Source organism: Arthrobacter sp. 05L428 (assembly GCF_056397665.1).
In genome coordinates this window covers 319364-341585 of record NZ_JBFTNW010000001.1, presented here as the reverse complement: position 1 = coordinate 341585, position 22222 = coordinate 319364, and the positions used below count along the sequence as shown (strand labels likewise).

The window sequence follows — 22222 nt, the reverse complement described above, 5'->3', positions numbered from 1 at the left end:
CTTGCGGTGCGGGACCATCCCTGGCAGAGCTACGACGGCCCGGAGGGGCCGCCGTGGCGGTTAGCGGAAGTCGCTGCCCAGATCGTAGTCATCCAGCGGGATGGCGTGGAACTCAGGAGCTCCGTCGCCGCCCAGGGAGTCGTAGGAGAAGTCGCTGAACGCGCTCGGGCCGGTGAACAGATTGGCCTTCGCTTCTTCAGTCGGCTCCACCGTGACCTCGGTGTAGCGCGGGAGACCCGTGCCGGCCGGGATGAGCTTACCGATGATGACATTTTCCTTGAGGCCGAGCAGCGGATCGCTCTTGCCTTCCATGGCCGCCTGCGTCAGGACGCGGGTGGTCTCCTGGAAGGAAGCTGCGGACAGCCAGGACTCGGTCGCCAGGGACGCCTTGGTGATACCCATGAGCTCGGGACGGCCGGAGGCCGGCGTCTTGCCCTCGGAGACCACGCGGCGGTTGGCATCCTCGAAGCGGCTGCGCTCGGCGAGCTCGCCGGGCAGCAGATCCGATTCACCGGACTCGATGACCGTGACGCGGCGCAGCATCTGGCGGACGATAACCTCGACGTGCTTGTCGTGGATACCGATGCCCTGGCTGCGGTACACGCCCTGGACTTCGTCAACCAGGAACTTCTGCGCGGCACGGGGGCCCATGATGCGCAGAACCTGCTTGGGGTCGACCGGACCGTTGATGAGCTTCTGTCCGACACTGACGTGCTCGCCGTCTTCGATGAGAAGACGTGAACGGCGCAGCACCGGGTAGGCGATCTCTTCGGACCCGTCATCCGGGGTGATGACCAGGCGCATCTGGCGCTCGGACTCTTCGATGGTGATGCGGCCGGCTGCTTCAGCAATCGGTGCGACACCCTTCGGAGTACGGGCTTCGAAGAGCTCCTGGATACGGGGCAGACCCTGGGTGATGTCGTCGCCACCGCCGGCGGAGACAGCACCACCGGTGTGGAAGGTACGCATGGTCAGCTGGGTACCCGGCTCACCGATGGACTGTGCGGCGATGATGCCCACGGCCTCGCCGATGTCCACGGTCTTGCCGGTGGCCAGCGAACGGCCGTAGCACAGGGCGCAGGTGCCGACGCTGGACTCACAGGTGAGTACGGAGCGGACCTTGACCTCGGTAATGCCGGCTGCGAACAGTTCGGCAATGACGACGTCGCCGCAGTCAGTGCCGGCCGCCGCCAGGACCTTGCCCTTGGCGTCAACGACGTCCACGGCCAGGGTGCGGGCGTACGCGCTGTTCTCGACGTTTTCGTCCAGGACCAGCTCGCCGTTGGCGTCAGCCACCGCGATCGGGGTAACGAGGCCGCGTTCGGTGCCGCAGTCCTCTTCACGGACGATGACGTCCTGCGAAACATCCACCAGACGACGGGTCAGGTAACCCGAGTTGGCGGTACGCAGTGCGGTATCGGCCAGACCCTTACGGGCACCGTGCGTGGCGATGAAGTATTCCAGCACCGACAGGCCCTCGCGGTAGGAGGACTTGATCGGACGCGGGATGATCTCGCCCTTCGGGTTGGCCACCAGGCCACGGATACCCGCGATCTGACGGACCTGCATCCAGTTACCACGGGCACCGGAGGACACCATGCGGTTGATGGTGTTCATCGGGGACAGGCTGTCACGCATCGCCTGGGCGATCTCGTTCGTTGCCTTGTTCCAGATCTCGATCAGTTCCTGGCGACGCTMGTCGTCGTCGATCAGGCCCTTGTCGTACTGGCCCTGGATCTTGGCGGCCATGGTCTCGTAACCGGCGAGGATCTGCGGCTTGTCCGTGGGCACCTCGATGTCCGAGATGGCGACCGTGACGCCCGAGCGGGTTGCCCAGTAGAAACCGGCGTCCTTCAGGTTGTCCAGCGTTGCCGCCGTGACGACCTTCGGGTAGCGCTCGGCGAGGTCGTTGACGATCCGGGACAGCTCGCCCTTGTCGGCAACAGCCTCAACCCACGGGTAGTCCGCGGGCAGCGTCTGGTTGAAGATGACCTGGCCGAGGGAGGTTTCGACCAGTGCGGTCTGACCCGGCTCCCAGCCTTCGGGAGCTTCCCAGCCGGCGTAAGGAACGAAGTCCTCGAGCCGGATCTTGACCTTGGAGTTCAGGTGCAGCTCGTGCAGGTCGAACGCCATGATGGCTTCCGAAACGGAGGAGAAGATCCGGCCTTCGCCAGCTGAACCGACACGCTTGGTGGTCAGGTGGTAGAGACCGATGATCATATCCTGCGAGGGCAGGGTCACCGGGCGGCCGTCGGACGGCTTCAGGATGTTGTTCGAGGACAGCATCAGGATCCGGGCTTCGGCCTGGGCTTCGGGGCTCAGCGGCAGGTGGACTGCCATCTGGTCGCCGTCGAAGTCGGCGTTGAAGGCGCCACAAACCAGCGGGTGGAGCTGGATTGCCTTGCCTTCAACAAGCTGCGGCTCGAACGCCTGGATGCCGAGACGGTGCAGGGTAGGTGCACGGTTCAGCAGCACGGGGTGCTCGGTGATGATCTCTTCGAGCACGTCCCAGACCTGCGGGCGGTAGCGCTCGACCATGCGCTTGGCCGACTTGATGTTCTGTGCGTGGTTGAGGTCAACCAGGCGCTTCATCACGAACGGCTTGAAGAGCTCCAGTGCCATCTGCTTCGGCAGGCCACACTGGTGCAGCTTAAGCTGCGGGCCGACGACGATCACGGAACGGCCCGAGTAGTCGACGCGCTTACCCAGGAGGTTCTGGCGGAAACGACCCTGCTTGCCCTTGAGCATGTCGCTCAGGGACTTCAGCGGGCGGTTGCCCGGTCCGGTGACCGGACGGCCGCGGCGACCGTTGTCGAAGAGGCTGTCAACAGCTTCCTGAAGCATGCGCTTCTCGTTGTTGACGATGATCTCCGGGGCACCGAGGTCAAGCAGGCGCTTGAGGCGGTTGTTGCGGTTGATCACGCGGCGGTACAGGTCGTTGAGGTCGGAGGTCGCGAAGCGGCCACCGTCCAGCTGGACCATCGGACGCAGTTCCGGCGGGATCACCGGGACGGCGTCCAGCACCATGCCGAGCGGGCTGTTGTTGGTGGTCAGGAACGCGTTGACCACCTTGAGCCGCTTCAGGGCGCGGGTCTTGCGCTGGCCCTTGCCGTTGGCGATGATGTCGCGCAGCAGGTCCGACTCGGCCTGCATGTCGAAGCTCTCAAGACGCTTCTTGATGGCCTCGGCACCCATGGAGCCTTCGAAGAACATGCCGTAGCGGTCACGCAGTTCGCGGTACAGGCCCTCGTCACCTTCGAGGTCGGCGACCTTGAGGTTCTTGAAGCGGTCCCAGACCTGCTCGAGGCGCTCGATCTCAGCATCCGCGCGCTTGCGGACGTTGGCCATCTGGCGGTCGGCGGAGTCGCGGGCCTTCTTCTTGTCGGCGGCCTTGGCACCTTCACCCTCGAGCCGCGCGATCTCGTTTTCGAGGTCGCGGGCGATCGTGGCGATGTCGGAGTCGCGGTTGTCGATCAGCTGCTTCTTCTCGATGTCGTGCTCAACCTGGAGGTTGGGCAGTTCCTCGTGACGGGCATCAGCGTCGACGCTGGTGATCATGTAGGCGGCGAAGTAGATGACCTTTTCGAGGTCCTTCGGCGCCAGGTCAAGGAGGTAGCCCAGGCGGGACGGGACACCCTTGAAGTACCAGATGTGCGTGACCGGGGCGGCCAGCTCGATGTGGCCCATGCGCTCACGGCGCACCTTGGCACGGGTGACCTCAACGCCACACCGCTCGCAGATGATGCCCTTGAAGCGCACGCGCTTGTACTTACCGCAGTAGCATTCCCAGTCGCGGGACGGGCCGAAGATCTTCTCGCAGAAGAGGCCGTCCTTCTCGGGCTTGAGCGTGCGGTAGTTGATGGTTTCCGGCTTCTTAACCTCGCCGTAAGACCAGCCACGGATGTCTTCCGCGGTGGCGAGGCCGATCTGCATGAGGCCGAAGGAGGATTCGCTGGACATATGGTCCCTGTTCTCTCTTGTTCTCTAAATTCTGAAGTCTTGGGTTACGGGAAGAGGGAGGTGGCGTCCGACGGCGGGTGGTGACCCGCCGTCGGACCCCGCCTGCTAAACCTCTTCTACGGAACTGGGCTCTGCACGAGACAGATCGATGCCCAGTTCTTCCGCAGCCGTGAAGACTGCGTCATCAGAGTCACGCATTTCAATTGTGGTTCCGTCCGTGGAAAGAACTTCCACGTTCAGGCACAGCGACTGCATTTCCTTGATCAAGACCTTGAAGGACTCAGGAACGCCCGGCTCCGGGATGTTCTCGCCCTTGACGATGGCTTCGTAGACCTTCACACGACCGTGGATATCATCCGACTTGATCGTGAGGAGCTCCTGGAGCGTGTAGGCGGCGCCATAGGCTTCGAGCGCCCACACTTCCATTTCACCGAAGCGCTGGCCACCGAACTGTGCCTTACCACCCAGCGGCTGCTGCGTGATCATGGAGTACGGGCCGGTGGAGCGCGCGTGGATCTTGTCGTCCACCAGGTGGTGGAGCTTCAGGATGTACATGTAGCCGACCGAGATCGGATCCGGGAACGGCTCGCCGGAGCGGCCGTCAAACAGGCGGGTCTTGCCCGAAGAGTTGATCAGGCGGTCGCCGTCGCGGGTGACGTTGGTGGAGTCGAGCAGGCCCGTGATTTCCTCTTCACGAGCACCGTCGAAGACCGGCGTTGCGACAGTGGTCTGGCCACTCTCACGCGGCAGGTTCGGCAGCTGCTTGACCCACTCGGGCTCGCCCTCGATCTTCCAACCGGTCTTGGCAACCCAGCCGAGGTGCGTTTCGAGCACCTGGCCGACGTTCATACGGCCCGGAACACCCAGCGGGTTCAGGACAATATCAACGGGGGTGCCGTCGGCAAGGAAGGGCATGTCCTCGATCGGAAGGATCTTGGAGATAACACCCTTGTTGCCGTGACGGCCGGCGAGCTTGTCGCCGTCGGTGATTTTGCGCTTGGCGGCCACGTAGACGCGCACCAGCTGGTTGACGCCCGGGGGCAGCTCGTCGTCGTTGTCGCGGTCGAAGACGCGGACACCGATCACGGTGCCGGACTCGCCGTGCGGAACCTTCAGCGAGGTGTCGCGCACTTCGCGGGACTTCTCACCGAAGATGGCGCGCAGCAGGCGCTCTTCCGGGGTCAGCTCGGTCTCGCCCTTGGGGGTGACCTTACCTACCAGGATGTCGCCGGCTTCGACCTCGGCACCGATGTGGATGATGCCGCGCTCGTCCAGGCCTGCCAGGACTTCCTCGGACACGTTCGGGATGTCACGGGTGATTTCCTCGGCACCAAGCTTGGTGTCGCGGGCGTCGATCTCGTGCTCCTCGATGTGGATCGAGGACAGGACGTCCTCGGCCACGATCCGCTGGGACAGGATGATGGCATCCTCGAAGTTGTGGCCTTCCCATGACATGAATGCCACGAGCAGGTTCTTACCGAGGGCGAGCTCGCCCTGGTCCGTTGCCGGGCCGTCAGCGATGATGCCGCCGACCTCCAGGCGCTGGCCTTCGTTCACCAGGACACGGTGGTTGTAGCAGTTGCCCTGGTTGGAGCGGGCGAACTTGTTGATCCGGTAGTTGGTCTCCGTGCCGTCGTCGTTGAGCATGATGACGAGCTCGGCGGAAACCTCGGTGACCACACCGGCCTTCTTCGCGATGACTACGTCACCGGCGTCGACGGCGGCGGCGCGCTCCATGCCGGTGCCGACGAACGGCGCCTCGGAGCGGACCAGCGGGACAGCCTGGCGCTGCATGTTGGCACCCATGAGTGCACGGTTGGCATCGTCATGCTCGAGGAACGGGATCAGGGCGGTAGCCACGGACACCATCTGGCGCGGGGAAACGTCCATGAACTCGACGTCGGCGGCGGGAACCAGCACGGGCTCGCCTCCACCACCGCGGGCACGGACCAGCACGGTCTCTTCGGCGAAACGCTTGTTCTCGTCCAGCGGGGCGTTGGCCTGTGCGATCAGCACCTCGGCCTCGTCGTCGGCGGTGAGGTACTGGACCTCATCGGACACGACACCCTCGGAGACCAGACGGTACGGGGTCTCGATGAAACCGAACGGGTTGATGCGTCCGTAGGAAGCCAGCGAACCGATCAGACCGATGTTCGGGCCTTCAGGAGTTTCGATGGGGCACATACGTCCGTAGTGGGACGGGTGCACGTCACGAACTTCCATGCCGGCACGGTCACGGGACAGACCACCCGGACCAAGCGCGGACAGGCGGCGCTTGTGGGTGAGGCCCGAGAGCGGGTTGTTCTGGTCCATGAACTGTGACAGCTGGGAAGTTCCGAAGAACTCCTTGATGGCTGCCACGACGGGGCGGATGTTGATCAGGGTCTGCGGCGTGATGGCCTCGACGTCCTGGGTCGTCATACGCTCGCGGACAACGCGCTCCATGCGGGACAGGCCGGTGCGGACCTGGTTCTCGATGAGCTCGCCGACGGCGCGGATGCGGCGGTTGCCGAAGTGGTCGATGTCGTCGATCTCGACGCGCAGCTCGTGGTCCTGGCCGTCGCGCTTGCCCATGAGGGTCTTCTCACCGGCGTGCAGGGCTACCAGGAACTTGATCATGGCAACGATGTCTTCAACGTGCAGCACGGATGCTTCCTTGTCGCCAAGGGAGCGGTCGATGCCGAGCTTGCGGTTGATCTTGTAACGGCCAACCTTGGCCAGATCGTAGCGCTTGGAGTTGAAGTACAGGTTGTCCAGCAGGGACTGGGCAGCCTCAACGGTGGGCGGCTCGCCCGGTCGCAGCTTCCGGTAGATGTCCAGCAAGGCGTCTTCGCGGGTTTCGGTGGCGTCCTTCTCCAGCGTTGCGCGCATGGAGTCGTACTGGCCGAACTCTTCGAGGATCTGGCCTTCGGTCCAGCCGAGGGCCTTCAGCAGCACCGTGACGGACTGCTTGCGCTTGCGGTCGAGGCGAACGCCGACCTGGTCGCGCTTGTCGATTTCGAGTTCGAACCAGGCGCCGCGGGACGGGATGATCTTCGCGGTGAAGATGTCCTTGTCGCTGGTCTTGTCCGCGGTGCGCTCGAAGTAGGCGCCCGGGGAACGGACCAGCTGGGACACGACGACACGCTCGGTGCCGTTGACGACGAAGGTGCCCTTCTCGGTCATCAGCGGGAAGTCACCCATGAACACGGTCTGCTGCTTGATTTCGCCCGTGTTGTTGTTCATGAATTCGGCCTTGACGTACAGCGGAGCCGAGTAGGTAGCGTCCCGGTCCTTGCACTCGGCCATGGTGTACTTCGGATCAGCGAACTCCGGCTCGGAGAAGCTCAGGGACATGGTGCCCTGGAAGTCCTCGATCGGGGAGATCTCTTCGAAGATGTCAGACAGGCCCGAAGTGGTGGCGACGCTGAGGTCGCCTTCTTCGACGGCCTTCGCGACGCGTGCCTGCCAGCGTTCGTTTCCGACCAGCCAGTCGAAGCTGTCGGTTTGCAGGGCAAGCAGATTCGGAACGTCAAGCGGTTCGTGAATCTTTGCGAAGGAGAGCCGGCGGGTTGCACCGTCGGTGCTGTCGGCATTGATAGCGGTAGCGTTGTTTACATTAGAGGTGCTCGAGGCGACCAAGAGGGATCCTTCCACAGACCTTCAGGCGTTTTCAGATCTCCCCCGTTATGCACCCTGCGAAGTGACTTCGCAGTGCTACCAGTCCGGTTCCGCTATATGACCCGGGACCCGGCTGCCCATGCTGGTGCGCGTTGTAGACGGCACATTGATGGAGCAGCTGTCAGGCTAAGCCCACCGCTATATGAAGGCTGAAGGTAAACAGGGAAGACGCAAATATCTACGATACGGCAAAGCAACCTACTTGTCTACCCCACTTGCGGCGTGAATGCAAGCACGGCCCCCGCTCCCCCACGGCCTCGCCGCGGGCCCACCCACAGCCGGGACGATTCCGCGGAATGGCTCCGTGATGGGGCTCACGATAGCCTTGGAGGACATCGTTAGAGATCGGAAGAGATAACCATGAGCAACTCCGCGGACAACAATGATGTTGTCATCCTCGCCGCCGCCCGCACCCCGCAGGGGCGGCTCAACGGGCAGTTGGCCAGCTTCACCGCCGTCGAACTCGGCGCCCACGCGATCCGGGCGGCCCTGGCCGCCAGCGGAGTGAAGCCGGACCAGGTCGACTCGGTGGTCATGGGCCAGGTCCTGCAGGCCGGCGCGGGCCAGAACCCGGCCCGGCAGAGCGCCATCGGCGCCGGCATCGGCTGGAACGTCCCCACCGTCACCATCAACAAGGTCTGCCTCTCCGGCCTCACCGCCGTGATCGACGCGGCCCGGATGATCCGCAGCGGCGACGCCACGGTCGTCGTCGCCGGCGGCCAGGAATCCATGAGCCGGGCGCCGCACCTGCTGCCCGGCTCGCGGCAGGGCTGGACCTACGGCTCGGTCCAGGCACTCGACGCCGCCGCCCACGACGGCCTCACCGACGCCTTCGACGGGCAGTCGATGGGCCTGTCCACCGAGAGCAAGAACGTCACGCTCGGCATCGACCGCACCTCCCAGGACGAAGTGGCGGCGGCATCGCACCAGCGCGCCGCCACGGCGGCGAAGGACGGGGTGTTCGACGGCGAAATCGCCCCGATCAGCGTCAAGCAGCGCAAGGGCGACCCGATCGTGGTCGGCACCGACGAGGGGATCCGCCCGGACACCTCCGTCACATCCTTGGCGGCCCTGCGCGCCGCCTTCGCCACGGACGGCACGATCACCGCCGGCAACTCCTCCCCGCTCTCCGACGGCGCCGCGGCCCTGGTCCTCACCTCGCGGAAGTTCGCCGAGGACCACGGCCTGGACTACCTGGCCGTCGTCGGCAAGCCCGGGCAGGTCGCCGGACCGGACAATTCGCTGCACTCCCAGCCCTCAAATGCGATCAAGAACGCACTGGACAAGGCCGGCTGGTCCACCGGGGACCTGGACTTCATCGAGATCAACGAGGCCTTCGGTTCCGTGGCCGTGCAGTCGCTCAAGGACCTGGACTACCCGCTGGAACAGTGCAATATCCACGGCGGCGCCATCGCCCTGGGCCACCCGATCGGCGCCTCGGGGGCCCGGCTGGCCCTGCACGCGGCCCACGAGCTGAAGCGGCGCGGCACCGGCAAGGCCGCCGTGTCGCTCTGCGGCGGCGGCGGCCAGGGCGAAGCCCTGCTGCTGTACCGCGACTGATGAGCGAGCTCGTCTCGGGCCAGGACCGCGGCGGCGGTGCCGGCAGGAAGCGTTTCCTCGCCGACGCCGCCGCGCGCGGACTTGAGGTGGAGCTGGTTGAGCGGCTGGCCGCCAGCAGCCTGGAGGAGGCCGCCGGTATCCTCGGGATCGCCCCCGGCGACATCGTGAAGTCACTCGTGGTCAAACACAAGGACGGCAGCTTCCTCTTCGCCCTCGTTCCCGGCGACCGCCAGATCTCCTGGCCCAAGCTCCGCCAGCTGGTCGGCGTCAACAAGCTCTCGCTGCCTGGCGCCGACGTCGCCCTCGCGGCGACCGGCTACGAGCGCGGCACGATCACCCCGCTCGGCAGCACCTCCCCGTGGCCGGTCTACGCGGACAGCACCATCACCGGCCGGCGGATTTCGATGGGCGCCGGCGAACACGGCTACAGCGCGTTCGTCGACGCCGACGCGCTCACCGCGGCGCTTGGCGCCGTCGTCGCGGACATCACCGAGCCGATGCCGGCCGTCTAATACACCCGGGTTAAAACCAACGCGGGGTCACTTCCAGCCCATCCGAGGCCAAAGGATGGGCGAGAGGTGACCCCGCGTTGCTGTTTCCGGCGGAAGGGTCCGTAGGAATCAGGCGGTGACGGTCAGCGGCGCCCCGTTGACTGTGAGCCGCCAGTTGCTTTGGCTGAATACGGCCGCGTCCAGGGTGCCGAGGTCCACGACGTAGTCAATGATGCGCTGCCGGATTTCCTGCTGGCTGTTGGAGAGCACCGGCGCGGTCTTCACGGCCGGGAAGTTCCCTCCGCCGCTCTGCCGGTAGTTGTTGATCGCCATCGCGAATTCCTGGCCGGCCGGGACGGGCGCCCCGCCGTACGTCAGGTTCATGATCCGGTCCCCCACCGGGCGGGCGAGGTCGATCTCGTAGTCCAGCGGGGCGTCCAGGCCGTAGACGACGTCGTAGTTATAGTCCGGGGTGCCGTTCGGCGCCATCGCGGTGGCCGCGTTCGTGACGTCCTGGGCGCTGGCCGTTGTGCCGGAGACCGGCTTGAAGTACTGCGCGGACCATTCGAGGTAGGCCTTGACCTGGGCGCCGGTGACCTTGATGGACAACAGCGTGTTGTCGAAGATGTACAGCCCGGCCACGTCGCGGATGGTCAGCGGGCCCGCCTTGACGTCCACCGCCCGCGAGAACGCCGCCGCGATGGAGAGCACCGGGAGCCCGGCTGCCGGCCCGTTGGCCAGCTCCGCCTTGATAGTGCTCGCCTGGACATAGTTGATCGCGTCGATCGCGGCCGAGTCGCCCCAGCAGGCGGTCGCCGTGCTCAGCGGCGCGGTGGACGTGCCGATCACCTGGTTCACGTACTTCACGGTCGCCTGGTGGCCGGCCTGCACGGCGCTGACGACGGCGGCGTCGGCATCGACGGTCTTGGCGTCGAGGAGGTGGGAGTGCGCCGAGACGACGCTCCACTGCCCCCGGTCCTTGGCGAGCTGCAGGTCGATCACGGCGACGCGCATCCCCCACTTGAGGGGTTCAGTCAGGAGCACCTGCCGGCCGGTGGCCTTGTTGGTGACGAAGCGTTCCGGAATCTCCAGGTGGGCGTGCCCGACGAGGATCGCATCGATCCCGGGGACCTCCTCGGCGAGCTGGGTGGAGGCGTTCTCGGGGAACGGCAGCGCATCGCCGTAGGAAGAGCCCGGCGTCGCACCGGAGTGGCTGGAGACGATGACGACGTCGGCTCCGGCCGCCTTCATCTGCGGGATGACGGTCTTGGCCTCCTCGACGATCCCGTTGAAGTCGAGCTTGCCCTGGACGTTGTCGCGGTCCCAGAGCGCGCAGCCGGGGGTCACGAAGCCGACGAGTCCCACGGTCAGCCAGCCGTTCCCGGTCTTGACGCGCTTGAGGATGTACGGGGTGAAAGCGCGCTGGCCGGTGACGGCGTCGTGCACGTTCGCGCCGAGCAGCGGGAAATCCAGCTGCTTTTCCCAGGTCCGCAGCAACGGGATGCCGTAGTTGAATTCGTGGTTGCCGAGCGCGACGGCGTCGTAGCCCACGGCGTTCATGGCCAGTGCCATGGGGTGCTTGACGGTGTCGGAGATGGGGTTGACCTTGGCGAAGTAGTAGGCCAGCGGCGTGCCCTGGATCGTGTCCCCGGAGTCGATGGTGAGGGTGTTGCCGGCGCCGCGTTCTGCCCGGACCGCCTTGATCAGGGTGGCGGCCTGCGCGATGCCGATCTTGTTTCCTGCGTTGTCCGAATAAGGCACGTCCTTGAAGTAGTCCCAGTTGAAGACGTTGTTGTGCAGGTCGGTGGTGCCGAGCACGGTCAGCTGGAACTGCTTCTTCCCGTTGGCCGGCGCGGCCTGGGCCGCCGGGGCGCCGGAGAGGGCGGCAGCGGCAGCGCTGCCGCCGACGAAGGCCGCGGTGAGCATGGCGCGGCGGGAGAACGAAGGATTCGGATCGGTCATTGGGTGGACTCCTCAGGGTTTGGCGGCCGGTCGGCACAGAGCCAAAGTCTAGGGGCCGCGCACGCTCCTGAAAAGGAGAGCCCCCAATCATTTACAAAAGGTTCACCTGGGCCGTATCCGACCCGGAACGCAGGAAACCCCGCCCACCGGAGTGGACGGGGTTTCCCGAAGCTGGAAAGCTGAATGCCTTCCGGAGCTGAGAGTGTTACTTGAGGGTAACGGTGGCGCCGGCAGCCTCGAGCTGCTCCTTGGCCTTCTCTGCAGCTTCCTTGGTGGCGCCTTCGAGGACAGCCTTCGGTGCACCGTCGACCAGGTCCTTGGCTTCCTTGAGGCCGAGGGAGGTGATGGCGCGAACTTCCTTGATCACTGCGATCTTCTTGTCGCCAGCAGCTTCGAGGATGACGTCGAAGTCGGTCTTCTCTTCAACCTCTTCAGCGGCGCCGCCGGCGGGGCCAGCAACAGCAACCGCAGCAGCGGTAACTTCGAAGGTCTCTTCGAAGAGCTTGACGAACTCGGAGAGCTCGATGATGGTCAGTTCCTTGAAAGCTTCAATGAGCTCTTCGTTGGTGAGCTTCGCCATGGTTGGCGTCCTTCCTATAGTGGTGCTTGGCGGCCGGGGCCGTGCCTTCGCACCGGAGTCTGGTTTGAAAGAGAGTTAGTTCTCTTCGGCAGCTGCGGCTTCGGCCGGAGCTGCGGCTTCGGCGTTAGCCTCGGCTGCGGGGGCTTCTGCTTCTTCAGCGGCGGGCGCTTCGGCAGCTGCCGGTGCACCGTTCTCTTCTTCAAGCTTGAGGCGCAGTGCGTCGATGATGCGTACAGCAGCGGCAGCAGGAGCCTTGAGGACGCCTGCAACCTTGGCGAGCTGCAGCTCACGGGACTCGAGTGCTGCCAGGGCAGCAACTTCGCTGGCGTTCAGTGCCTTGCCTTCGAAGTAACCGGTCTTGATAACCAGCTGCTTGTTGGCCTTGGCAAAATCCGTCAGGCTCTTGGCAGCGGCAACTGCGTCACCCTTGATGAACGCGATTGCAGTGGGGCCGGCGAGCTGACCGTCGAATGCTTCGACACCAGCTTCCTTGGCTGCAATTGCGGTCAGGGTGTTCTTGACGACCGAGAACTTGGTTTCCTGGCCGAGAGAAACACGCAGCTGCTTGAGCTGTGCAACGGTGAGCCCACGGTATTCGGTCAGGACAGCGGCGTTCGATTCCTTGAAATCGTTAGTGATCTCAGCTACTGCTGAAACCTTGCTAGGCGTTGCCATAACCCTCCTTCCGGGGATAGTGCCGGTTTGTCCGGGTCCCCGCTCGGATGAGCTAAAACTAAAAACGCCCCGCGCAGATGCACGGGGCTTGGCTCAACGCGATCATGCCGCGGAGCTTTGCTTCGTTCACCTGCGCCGGCCGCCCTATGTCAGGGTCCTTCGTCTGGAGATCCACTGGCCCTCCCGGCGCAGCTGCAGAATTGAGCCTTGCTTGGGAGAGTGGATTTCCAACAACCGACGGTCTTTGGTCCCATCAGCTTACGGGAAGGGCACCGTGTGCTCCAAATCGGCTCAGCTGACACTGGGCCGGAAGTCCGGCAGCTCCTTTTGCCAGATGCCCGTCACGCCCGCGGTGGTGAACCCGAGCTGCTGGTTGACGGTGAGGAGGTAGCGGTTTTCCGGAGCGTTCCAGGTATAGAGCACACGCGCGTCCGGGAACTGTTCGGTCAGCCTTTCCATGTTCGCCACCTTGATCAGCAGGCCAAGCTTGTTGCCGCGGTGCTCGCGCAGCACAACGGTGTCGTCCTGGAAGACGACGTCGGGGCGCAGGGCCAGGACGCTGATGGTGGTCAACCCCACGAGCGTTCCGCTGGCGATGTGCTCGACGGCGGTGACCACCGTCCGGCGTCCCTGCGCGATGGCGACGTCCTCCGCCTCACGGAGGATGCCGCCGTCGAACACCAGAGCCCCGTCGTCGGCGCCGGGGATACCATCCTCTCCGGCCTGGTTCTCCAGCGCGGCGACAGCCTCGAGCCACTGCTCCGGGCAGCGGTCCGTCCAGTGGTGCAGCCGGTAACGTCCGGCGTTGGCTTCTTCCGCCTCGGCCTGCAGCTCGGCGACCAGCTTGCTGTCCAGCGGAAGGGTGCAGGAGCTGAACTGTTCGATGTGCTGCAGGGTGTAGCCGGTGTGCTGCGCGAATTCCACCTCCCGGCTGTTCAATGGCACGAACCCCATCCCGGTACCGGGAATCAGCTGCCCTGCCTTGCTGTCGGCGAGCGTCGCGCCGGGGTGGTTCGTGTCGATCAGGATGATGCGCCTGCCCTCCTCCCGGGCCAGGTGCTCCGCGGCTTCCAGCAACTGCCGCCCCACGCCGCGGCCCTGGAACTCCGGCAGGATGTCGAGGGTGAATTCGGCCAGGTCCAGGTTGTCCGCGAGCGGCAGGGCAATATCCACGGTTCCGACGATCTGGTTGTCGACCTTGGCCACCAGGATCACCTGGCGTTCATAGGGGTCCGCCAATTCCAGCAGCTTCTCCAGCGGCGCGTAGGCCAGGTCATCGCTCCCCCACGTCTGCATCCGGACCTTCCGCCCTACTTCGACGGCGGCAAGGAAATCTGCTGCATCCGGTCCGTCCAGCGAATCCGGGATCCAGAGCTGCTCGACCCGTACCTCGTATGCCTTAGCGGGCATGTTCCCAGCCATCCTGCCGCCCAATGCTCTACCGCCCCATGCGTTGCCCGGCCCGCGCCGGGCTTTCAAGCGTCAGCATATGCCCGTTTGGGTCCGCATTCCATGGCCGGCACCGGGATGTTTGCGGGCAGCCTCGATGCAGGCGGGGTCACTGGGACGACGCTGCTGTCCCGGACGTGACGGAGCGTTGCCATTCCCCATCCCAGCCGGCCGGACGGAAGCCGAGGGCCACGTTAATGGCCAACATGTGGTCGTTTTCGGCGGCGTTGAAGGTGGCGACGCGTTCGACGCGGGGGTAGTCCGCCAGACGGCGGAGGTTGGCGATCTTGACCAGCATGCCCAGGCGGTGGCCGCGGTGGTTGGCGGCCACCAAGGTGTCATCCTGCTCGGCAAGCCACGGCTTGCTGGGCGCCAGCTCGAGGACGGAGTAGGCGGCCAGTGCGCCGCTCTCCCGGTGCCGGGCCGCAGCCACGAGCGAGACGTTGCCGGCCTGTTTCCAAGTGTCCTCCACATGCCGGACGCGTGCGGCGTCCCAGGTTTCCTCGTCAAAGCTGAGGCCTCCCGTGGGCGCGTCCGTGCTCATCCGTGACATCAGCACGGCAAGCTGCTCCACGTGTTCGTCCGGGCAGCGGTCCGTCCAGGTCAGCAGCTCGTACCCGGCGGCCCTGGTCCGCGCGTCCCGCTCCAGGCCGTCCAGCGCCGGCGCCGCGGCAGCGAGATCCAGGCTGCTGAACCGCTCCACCTGCTCGAGCTGGTAGCCTGCCGCCGCGGCGAAACGAACGCCGCGGGCCGCCGCCGGCAGGGCGCCGGTCCCGGTCAGCGGGGCGATCACGTCCGGGCCGTCGGCGTCGAAGTCCGCCGGGTGTTCCGTGAAACTCATCAGGACGCTGCGGCCGTCAGCGGCGGCCAGCTCCTCAGCGTGCTGCAGCAGCGCCCGGCCGATCCCGCGGCCGGCATACGCCCTGAGCACGGCGACGTGCAGGAGTGCCCGGCCAAGGTTCTCCTGCTGCTCGAAGCGGATCCAGGACTTCGCCGCCATCCGGCCGTCAACGCGGACAAAGAAGATCCGCATCCGGGTGTAGGCGTTGTCGCGCCAAAAGCGCAGCCGCGCCGGGGGCGCCGTCGCCCGGTCCAGGCTTCCCCAGGTTTCGAGGGTCAGCGCGTCACAGAGGCGACCGAATTCGTGGAAGTCCGCGGCGTCCGGGGCGTCGATGGTTTCCGGGAGGGTCAGGGGTTCGATGAGGTACGTCGCTGGAGTCACCGGGACAGCCTAACCGGGGTCCGGAATGCAGAAAAGACCGCCCCGCGGACGCGGGACGGTCTTTTCGCTGCTTACTACGGCAATCCGGGAGGGGATTAGACCTCGGTCAGGACCTTGGTGACGTTGGGGTCAACCGAGATGCCCGGGCCGAACGTGGTGGCGACGGTGGCCTTCTGGATGTAGCGGCCCTTGGAAGCGGACGGCTTGAGGCGAAGGACCTCTTCCAGAGCGGCTGCGTAGTTCTCGGCCAGCTTGATGGCGTCGAAGGAAACCTTGCCGATGATGAAGTGCAGGTTCGAGTGCTTGTCGACGCGGAAGTCGATCTTGCCGCCCTTGATGTCGTTGACAGCCTTGGCGACGTCAGCGGTCACGGTGCCGGTCTTCGGGTTCGGCATCAGGTTGCGCGGGCCGAGGACCTTACCGAGGCGGCCAACCTTGCCCATGAGGTCAGGGGTGGCGACGGCGGCGTCGAAGTCCGTCCAGCCGCCGGAGATCTTCTCGATCAGGTCGTCGGAACCGACGAAGTCGGCGCCGGCTGCGATTGCGGCCTCAGCCTTGTCGCCCGTGGCGAAGACGAGGACGCGGGCGACCTTGCCGGTGCCGTGCGGCAGGTTGACGGTGCCGCGGACCATCTGGTCGGCCTTACGGGGGTCGACACCGAGGCGGAACGCGACCTCAACGGTGGCGTCGAACTTGGACGGGTTGGTGTCCTTGGCGAGGGTCACTGCCTCGAACGGCGCGTAGAACTTCTCCGCGTCGATCTTGGCGGCGGCTGCCTCATATGCTTTGCTGCGCTTTGCCATGCTGCTTATTCTCCTTGTGCAGTTGTGGTCTGCGGACCGCGCTGGGCCCTGCCACAGTCGGATGCCGAACGGTTGATCCGTTCCTGGTTCCCGACATTTCAATGTTTAGGTGGTGCCGGTCGCCCGGCGGTGCTGTCCGTCGTCGGTTTCGGTTTCCCGGACCCGGCGCCGCATCAGCGGTGGGGGAATTAACCCTCGACGGTGATACCCATGGAACGGGCGGTGCCGGCGATGATCTTCGCGGCGCCTTCCAGGCTGGTGGCGTTGAGGTCTTCCATCTTGGTGGAGGCGATCTCGTTGACCTGGGCCTGGGTCAGCTTCGCAACCTTGACGGTGTGCGGGGTAGCCGAACCCTTGGCGACGCCTGCAGCCTTCTTGATGAGCTCTGCAGCCGGCGGGGTCTTGGTGATGAACGTGAATGAACGGTCTTCGTAGACGGTGATTTCAACCGGAATAACGTTGCCGCGCTGGGCTTCCGTCGCAGCGTTGTACGCCTTGCAGAATTCCATGATGTTGACACCGTGCTGGCCAAGCGCAGGACCGATCGGCGGGGCCGGGTTAGCGGCACCTGCCTGGATCTGCAGCTTGATGAGGCCGGTGACCTTCTTCTTGGGAGCCAATGTAGGGTCCTTCTCTCAATTACGTCCTGGGACACAGGAGCGTGCCTCAGGTTGTTGGCCGCCATGGCGAGGCGGCCTGCCGCTCCAAGGCTGCTAAGCGGGCAGCCCGGGGCGAATTCTGTCGGTGTTGCTAGATCTTGCTGACCTGGTTGAACGCCAGCGTGACCGGGGTCTCGCGCTCGAAGATGGAGACCAGCACCACGAGGGTCTGCGAATCCACCTTGATCTCGGAGATCGTGGCGGGGAGGGTCTCGAAGGGACCTTCCTTGACGATAACGGATTCGCCGACCTCGAAGTCGACGTCGACCGCGGCGGCTGCGTGCTTGACCGGCTTGCCCTTCTCGGCCTGCTCTTCTTCGAAGACCGGGGCGAGCATGGAGAAGACCTCGTCGAGGCGCAGCGGCACGGGGTTGTGGGCGTTGCCCACGAAGCCGGTGACGCCGGGGGTGTGGCGGACGGCGCCCCACGAGGCGTCGGTCAGGTCCATGCGGACCAGTACGTAGCCGGGGATGCGGACGCGGTTGATGACCTTGCGCTGAGCGTTCTTAATCTCAACGACTTCCTCCATCGGGACCTGGATTTCGAAGATGTAATCTTCCATGTCCAGGGTCTGGATGCGGGTCTCAAGGTTTGCCTTGACGCGGTTTTCGTAGCCGGCATACGAGTGGATGACGTACCAGTCACCCTCCTGGCGGCGCAGCTTGGCCTTGAATTCGTCGGCGGGGTCGACCTCGGCCGCGGCGGCGGCAGCCGCGAGGGCGTCGCCTTCCTCGCCGGTTCCGGTTTCCTCGGCAGCTACGGCCTCGTCAGCAGTCTCATCGGCGGCGTCGGATTCGGGCGCAGCAGACACAGCCTCGGACTCTTCCGTGGCTTCCGCCGCGGCGTCCTGGCTCTTATCCAGCTCAGTCTCAGTTACCTCGAGCTCCTGCTCAGACACTTGGTCTCCTGCTTCCTCATTGCCTAACATGCCTATTTAAATGACTCAATTCCGCACACCCCGCGGAAGCTCCGGTTTCCCGGAGGTCCACGCAGTCTGCGGACCGGTCGCCTTAGCGGTCCGTGGCGCCTGTTCCGCCGAATACCCAGCTCACTCCGGTCCCGAAGGCCAGGTCCAGCAGGGTGACGATCACCATCATGATGACCACGAACACCAGCACCACGAGCGTGTAGTTGATCAGTTCCTTGCGGGTGGGTGCAACGACTTTCTTCAGTTCACCGATGACCTGGCGGACGAAGAGTGCAATCCGAGCGAAGAATCCTGCCTTAGGGGCATTCTTGGCGGGGCGGCCTTTGGAGCTGCTGGCAGCTGTTTCGGTCACCTGATCCTCACTCATCCTCGCGATGTCGGATACCCGGCTCTGGACTGAACCATGGTTGCTGCGCTGGTTCCGATAAACCCCGGAACAGCTTGCGCAGGGCAGACAGGACTCGAACCTGCAACCTGCGGTTTTGGAGACCGCTGCGCTACCAATTGCGCCACTACCCTATGGATCGAAAACCGGTCAGACCGCGCATTTCCGCAGGCTTCCCTGAGGCGCACGCCATCATCGTGTTTTCAACACCGGAGAACCAGTCTACGCAACAACTGCGTCCACGTCGAACCGGCTCCGTCCGGACCCCTGGCTGCCTGCGGAAACGGCGGACCCGAAAGCCGCTTTCCCGCTCTGGGTCACATTCATACCCGGCACCCCGGAGGATCCGCTGAACAGCATAGAGTAGATTTCGTCGAATCCCCTCATCCAGCCACGAGCTGAACGCGAAGAACGGACCCGCAATGCCTGCCGCCCGCATTTCCCAGCGCATTTCCGCCATAGCCGAATCCGCCACACTGGCTGTCGATGCCAAGGCGAAGGCGTTGAAGGCGGCCGGCCGGCCGGTGATCGGCTTCGGCGCCGGCGAACCCGATTTCCCGACTCCCGGCTACATCGTCCAGGCAGCCATCGAGGCCGCGGGCCAGCCGAAGTACCACCGGTACTCCCCCGCCGGCGGGCTGCCCGAGCTGAAGCAGGCCATCGCGGACAAGACCTTCCGGGACTCCGGCTACAAGGCCGAGGCATCCCAGGTGCTCGTCACCAACGGCGGCAAGCAGGCTGTCTACAACACCTTCGCCACGCTGCTGGATCCGGGCGACGAAGTGATCGTCCCTGCGCCGTTCTGGACCACTTACCCGGAGGCGATCCGGCTGGCCGGCGGCGTTCCGGTGGAGGTCTTCGCCGGCCCGGAACAGGGCTATCTGGTCACGGTGGAGCAGCTGGAAGCGGCCGTCACGGACCGCACCAAGATCCTGCTCTTCGTCTCCCCGTCCAACCCCACCGGCGCTGTCTACTCCCCGGAGCAGGTCCGCGAAATCGGCCAGTGGGCGGCCGCCAAGGGCCTCTGGGTGGTCACCGACGAGATCTACGAGCACCTGACGTACGACGGCGTGCCTTTCACCTCGATCGCCACGGCCGTCCCCGAGCTCGGCGACAAGGTGGTCATCCTCAACGGCGTCGCCAAGACCTACGCCATGACCGGCTGGCGGGTGGGCTGGATGATCGGCCCGGCCGACGTCATCAAGGCCGCCACCAACCTGCAGTCGCATGCCACCTCCAACGTTTCCAACATCATGCAGATCGCTGCCCTCGCGGCAGTTTCCGGCCCGCTCACGGCGGTCGATGAGATGAAGGTGGCCTTTGACCGCCGCCGGAAGGCCATCGTGGCCGGGCTCAACGCGATCGAGGGCGTGGACTGCCCCACGCCCAAGGGCGCCTTCTACGTCTACGCCGACGTCCGGGGGCTGCTGGGCAAGGAGTTCCCCACCGCGAACGGCCCGGTCCGGCCTTCGACGTCGGCCGAACTCGCCGCGCTGATCCTCGACGAGGTGGAAGTCGCTGTCGTGCCCGGCGAGGCCTTTGGCCCCTCCGGTTACCTGCGCTTGTCCTACGCACTGGGCGACGAGGACCTCGCCACCGGCGTCGGCCGCCTCCAGGACTTCCTCGGCAAGGCCAAGTAGCGGCCCGAACCTCTGATGCTCTCTCACATAGGGTCCCCAAGCCGCCGGCTTGGGGACCCTATGTGAAGGAGCATCTTAGGGTTAGAGGAGGCGGCGCTCCGCGGCCCAGCGGGTCAGCTCGTGCCGGCTGGAGAGCTGGAGCTTGCGCAGTACCGCCGAGACGTGGGTTTCTACTGTCTTGATCGAGATGAACAGCTCCTTGGCCACTTCCTTGTAGCTGTAGCCCCGCGCGATCAGCCGCATCACCTCAAGTTCGCGGGCCGACAGCCGGTCCAGTTCGTCGTCGGCGATGTCCGCCGGGGCGGTGCCGAAGGCGTCGAGGACAAAGCCCGCCAGCCGGGGTGAGAAGACGGCGTCGCCGCCCGCCACGCGGCGCACCGCGTCGCTGATCCCCGCCCTTGAAATGCTCTTGGTGACGTAGCCCCGCGCTCCGGCGCGGATTACGGAGACGACGTCCTCGGCGGCATCCGAAACGCTCAGCGCAAGGAACCTGGTGCTGCCCAGCAGCGCCGCGGAGCCGGCCAGGACCTCGCGTCCGCCGCCGCCCAGTCCGCCAGGAAGATGGACGTCCAGCAGCACGACGTCGGGACGCGCCTCGGCGATGACGGCGACGGCTTCTTCTACGGTGCCCGCCTCGCCGACCACGAGGATGCCGGGATCCAGGTCGGCCTTCAACCCGGAGCGGAAGATGGCGTGGTCATCGACGATCACCACGCGCGTGGCCACGGGAGGGGTCCCGGCCCCGCTGCTGGCCAAGGGCTGGGTGCTCATGGTTGGTCCTCTCCGTTGGTTCTGGTGCCGTTGCCGGCGGCTGTGTTGTTGGTGGTGGCAGCGAGCGGCAGCCTGAGCCGCACCTCGGTACCGTCGGGGCCGCTGGCGATGGCGGCGGTGCCTCCGTGGCGCCGCATCCGGCCGATGATGGATTCCCGGACGCCCAGGCGGTCGGCGGGGATCGCGCCCGGATCGAACCCCGGCCCCCGGTCCTTGACGAAGACCTCGGCGGCGTCATCGGTGACTTCCAGGTACACCGAGACGGCGCCGCCGCCGTGGCGGGCCGCGTTGAGCATGGCCTCGCGGGCTGCCTGGACGAGGGCCTCGCGGCGTTCTGTCATGGCGCAGTCCCCCACGGTCACGACTTCCACGGCGTGCCCCAGGGAGTCCTCGACGTCCGCGGCGGCAGCCTTGAGCCCGGCGGAGAGCTGGCCCGAGTCCGGCCCGGGGTCGCGGTAGAGCCAGCCCCGCAGCTCCCGTTCCTGGGCGCGGGCGAGGCGGACGACGTCGTGCTCGTTGGCGGCGCGACGCTGGATCAGCGCCAGCGTTTGGAGCACGGAGTCGTGCAGGTGGGCGGCGATCTCGGCCCGTTCGGTGGCACGCACCCGGCCGGCGCGCTCGGCCTCCAGATCACGCCAGAACTTCAGGCCCCAGGGCAGCAGCACCAGCGCCACGCCGCCCAGGACGGCCACGGAGGCCAGCAGCGCGAGCCAGGTCTGCTCCCAGGAGCCCGAGCCGGACACCATCAGCAGCACCCCGGCCACCACCAGGGCGAGCCCGGCCGCGAGCCTTGCCCAGCCCCCGGCTTGGTCGGCCTTGGTCTTGTCCACGAGGCCGGCCCGCCGCGTTTCATCCAGCTGCATCCAGGCGATGGCCGCGCCGCCCAGGATCGCGGCAACCGGGATAAGTGTGCCTAGCGGCACGTCCAGGCCAAAGAGCCGGGCGATCAGGATGCCGGCCGCCAGCAGCAGCCCGGCGCCGAGCAGGATTTCCTTGCCGTACGGCATGCCCGGGAACCGCGTCCGCCAGGCCCCTGCCGGGACGCCGGCGCCGGCATCCACGCCGACGCCGCTCCCCCCGCCTACCGCGGGACCGCCTACCGCGGGCGCGCTCACCGCGGGAGCGATCGGCGACGCCGGCTGACGGGCGTTGCGCTTAGAGTTCTCGTCCGCGGTGGGCACCATGATCCAAAGCCAGGCATAGAACGCGACCCCGGCGCCGCCCGCGAGCGCCGCCACCACCATGCCGATCCGGACCATCCGCACCGGCCAGCCCAGATGATGGGCCAGGCCCGCGCAGACGCCGGCGATCACGCGGTCGCTGCTGCGGACCAGCGGCGGGCGGGAAACGGCTGTCGTCATGGGTCAATCCAAACACGGACCGGGGTTTCCCGGAGCCGTTTTCGGACGGAACCGGGGACCGCTCAGGGGCCGTTCAGGGTCTTCCCCAGTAGAGCGCCGGGCCCCCTGGGCGGGAG

At 65.7% G+C, this 22222-nt stretch carries 16 protein-coding genes and 1 tRNA gene; 3 read left to right on the top strand and 14 right to left on the bottom strand.

Annotated features, from left to right (window positions below):
* Positions 1-60: 60 nt before the first annotated feature.
* Entirely contained in the window at positions 61-3960 is a 3900-nt protein-coding gene (locus AC1DH3_RS01640) for a DNA-directed RNA polymerase subunit beta' (RefSeq protein ID WP_476908456.1), read from the bottom strand.
* 105 nt (positions 3961-4065) lie between these two features.
* On the bottom strand, positions 4066-7581 hold the full coding sequence (gene rpoB / locus AC1DH3_RS01635; protein WP_138768564.1) for a DNA-directed RNA polymerase subunit beta: 3516 nt from the start codon (positions 7579-7581) through the stop codon (positions 4066-4068).
* Between the two features lie 399 nt (positions 7582-7980).
* On the opposite strand from rpoB, the gene AC1DH3_RS01630 reads away from it, so the two are divergent.
* Complete coding sequence (locus tag AC1DH3_RS01630; RefSeq protein ID WP_476892118.1) at positions 7981-9180, top strand: acetyl-CoA C-acetyltransferase; 1200 nt, start codon at positions 7981-7983, stop codon at positions 9178-9180.
* On the top strand, positions 9180-9692 hold the full coding sequence (locus tag AC1DH3_RS01625) for an aminoacyl-tRNA deacylase (RefSeq protein ID WP_441417030.1): 513 nt from the start codon (positions 9180-9182) through the stop codon (positions 9690-9692). Before AC1DH3_RS01630 ends, AC1DH3_RS01625 begins: the two co-directional genes overlap by 1 nt.
* Before the next feature lie 108 nt (positions 9693-9800).
* Here AC1DH3_RS01625 and AC1DH3_RS01620 read toward each other — a convergent pair whose 3' ends face one another.
* The 10 genes from AC1DH3_RS01620 to AC1DH3_RS01575 all read right to left on the bottom strand — a co-directional run bounded on the left by AC1DH3_RS01620 (position 9801) and on the right by AC1DH3_RS01575 (position 18468).
* Positions 9801-11633 (bottom strand): bifunctional metallophosphatase/5'-nucleotidase, encoded by a 1833-nt coding sequence (locus tag AC1DH3_RS01620; protein ID WP_476892116.1) that lies wholly within the window; start codon positions 11631-11633, stop codon positions 9801-9803.
* 205 nt (positions 11634-11838) lie between these two features.
* Positions 11839-12213 (bottom strand): 50S ribosomal protein L7/L12, encoded by a 375-nt coding sequence (gene rplL, locus AC1DH3_RS01615; RefSeq protein ID WP_441417028.1) that lies wholly within the window; start codon positions 12211-12213, stop codon positions 11839-11841.
* 75 nt (positions 12214-12288) lie between these two features.
* On the bottom strand, positions 12289-12888 hold the full coding sequence (gene rplJ / locus AC1DH3_RS01610) for a 50S ribosomal protein L10 (RefSeq protein ID WP_441417027.1): 600 nt from the start codon (positions 12886-12888) through the stop codon (positions 12289-12291).
* Positions 12889-13179: 291 nt separating this feature from the next.
* The gene (locus AC1DH3_RS01605; protein ID WP_441417026.1) at positions 13180-14298 is read right to left on the bottom strand and encodes a GNAT family N-acetyltransferase; all 1119 of its coding nucleotides are present in this window, start codon (positions 14296-14298) and stop codon (positions 13180-13182) included.
* Positions 14299-14446: 148 nt separating this feature from the next.
* Positions 14447-15559 (bottom strand): GNAT family N-acetyltransferase, encoded by a 1113-nt coding sequence (locus tag AC1DH3_RS01600; protein WP_476908455.1) that lies wholly within the window; start codon positions 15557-15559, stop codon positions 14447-14449.
* 95 nt (positions 15560-15654) lie between these two features.
* The gene (gene rplA / locus AC1DH3_RS01595) at positions 15655-16362 is read right to left on the bottom strand and encodes a 50S ribosomal protein L1 (RefSeq protein ID WP_441417024.1); all 708 of its coding nucleotides are present in this window, start codon (positions 16360-16362) and stop codon (positions 15655-15657) included.
* Between the two features lie 188 nt (positions 16363-16550).
* Positions 16551-16982 carry a 50S ribosomal protein L11 gene (gene rplK, locus AC1DH3_RS01590; RefSeq protein ID WP_003803853.1) on the bottom strand — a complete coding sequence of 144 codons (432 nt, stop codon included), beginning with the start codon at positions 16980-16982 and terminating at the stop codon, positions 16551-16553.
* Between the two features lie 130 nt (positions 16983-17112).
* A complete protein-coding gene (nusG, locus tag AC1DH3_RS01585) occupies positions 17113-17919 on the bottom strand; it encodes a transcription termination/antitermination protein NusG (RefSeq protein WP_441417023.1) in 807 nt (268 codons plus the stop codon).
* A gap of 112 nt (positions 17920-18031) precedes the next feature.
* Positions 18032-18316, bottom strand: coding sequence for a preprotein translocase subunit SecE (secE, locus tag AC1DH3_RS01580; protein ID WP_056738571.1), 285 nt, complete (start codon positions 18314-18316; stop codon positions 18032-18034).
* Positions 18317-18395: 79 nt separating this feature from the next.
* A tRNA-Trp gene (locus tag AC1DH3_RS01575) sits at positions 18396-18468 on the bottom strand.
* Positions 18469-18756: 288 nt separating this feature from the next.
* Between AC1DH3_RS01575 and AC1DH3_RS01570 the strand changes: the two genes are divergently transcribed.
* Positions 18757-19974 carry a pyridoxal phosphate-dependent aminotransferase gene (locus AC1DH3_RS01570; protein WP_476892113.1) on the top strand — a complete coding sequence of 406 codons (1218 nt, stop codon included), beginning with the start codon at positions 18757-18759 and terminating at the stop codon, positions 19972-19974.
* Between the two features lie 81 nt (positions 19975-20055).
* Here AC1DH3_RS01570 and AC1DH3_RS01565 read toward each other — a convergent pair whose 3' ends face one another.
* Together AC1DH3_RS01565 and AC1DH3_RS01560 are read right to left on the bottom strand one after the other, a co-directional pair.
* Positions 20056-20745: a LuxR C-terminal-related transcriptional regulator gene (locus AC1DH3_RS01565; protein WP_476908454.1), complete on the bottom strand. Its 690-nt coding sequence runs from the start codon at positions 20743-20745 to the stop codon at positions 20056-20058.
* Positions 20742-22106: an ATP-binding protein gene (locus AC1DH3_RS01560; RefSeq protein WP_476892112.1), complete on the bottom strand. Its 1365-nt coding sequence runs from the start codon at positions 22104-22106 to the stop codon at positions 20742-20744. The genes AC1DH3_RS01565 and AC1DH3_RS01560 overlap by 4 nt, the downstream gene beginning before the upstream one ends.
* Positions 22107-22222: the final 116 nt, after the last annotated feature.

Excerpts from the sequence above, each read along its gene's own strand:
- AC1DH3_RS01630 (WP_476892118.1), top strand. The coding sequence starts at position 7,981 with ATGAGCAACTCCGCGGACAACAATGATGTTGTCATCCTCGCCGCCGCC.
- AC1DH3_RS01625 (WP_441417030.1), top strand. The coding sequence starts at position 9,180 with ATGAGCGAGCTCGTCTCGGGCCAGGACCGCGGCGGCGGTGCCGGCAGG.
- AC1DH3_RS01620 (WP_476892116.1), bottom strand. The coding sequence starts at position 11,633 with ATGACCGATCCGAATCCTTCGTTCTCCCGCCGCGCCATGCTCACCGCG.
- rplL (WP_441417028.1), bottom strand. The coding sequence starts at position 12,213 with ATGGCGAAGCTCACCAACGAAGAGCTCATTGAAGCTTTCAAGGAACTG.
- rplJ (WP_441417027.1), bottom strand. The coding sequence starts at position 12,888 with ATGGCAACGCCTAGCAAGGTTTCAGCAGTAGCTGAGATCACTAACGAT.
- AC1DH3_RS01605 (WP_441417026.1), bottom strand. The coding sequence starts at position 14,298 with ATGCCCGCTAAGGCATACGAGGTACGGGTCGAGCAGCTCTGGATCCCG.
- rplA (WP_441417024.1), bottom strand. The coding sequence starts at position 16,362 with ATGGCAAAGCGCAGCAAAGCATATGAGGCAGCCGCCGCCAAGATCGAC.
- secE (WP_056738571.1), bottom strand. The coding sequence starts at position 18,316 with ATGAGTGAGGATCAGGTGACCGAAACAGCTGCCAGCAGCTCCAAAGGC.
- AC1DH3_RS01570 (WP_476892113.1), top strand. The coding sequence starts at position 18,757 with ATGCCTGCCGCCCGCATTTCCCAGCGCATTTCCGCCATAGCCGAATCC.
- AC1DH3_RS01565 (WP_476908454.1), bottom strand. The coding sequence starts at position 20,745 with ATGAGCACCCAGCCCTTGGCCAGCAGCGGGGCCGGGACCCCTCCCGTG.
- AC1DH3_RS01560 (WP_476892112.1), bottom strand. The coding sequence starts at position 22,106 with ATGACGACAGCCGTTTCCCGCCCGCCGCTGGTCCGCAGCAGCGACCGC.